The sequence below is a fragment of the Algoriphagus oliviformis genome, assembly GCF_017254915.1.
GTDB classification, from domain to species: Bacteria; Bacteroidota; Bacteroidia; order Cytophagales; family Cyclobacteriaceae; genus Algoriphagus; species Algoriphagus oliviformis.
Map to the genome: position 1 here is coordinate 1 of NZ_JAFKCT010000056.1, position 328 is coordinate 328.

The 328-nt window shown below is 59.8% G+C and carries 1 pseudogene; it reads left to right on the top strand.

What is annotated here, in order from left to right:
* A pseudogene (locus tag J0A68_RS23315) lies at positions 1 to 328 on the top strand (hypothetical protein); the annotation flags it as partial.

Consider the following 328-nt stretch of genomic DNA (forward strand, 5'->3'; position numbering starts at 1 on the left):
TCCAGCGCGAAGTGAAGAAGTATCTGGAACGTTATCCGTTAACCCAACATGTCGACGTACTGTTGACCGATCTGAACGGCAGCTTCCGCGGCAAACGCATCCCGGTCGGCGGCCTGAACAAACTGGAGAAGGGCTGTTACTTCCCTGCGTCGGTATTTGCGATGGATATTCTCGGCAACGTGGTGGAAGAGGCCGGGCTGGGGCAGGAGTTGGGCGAGCCGGATCACGTGTGCGTGCCGGTGCCGGGCACGCTGACGCCGTCGGCGGCGGACCCGCAATATATCGCACAGGTGCTGCTCACCATGTTGGATGAAGATGGCACTCCCTT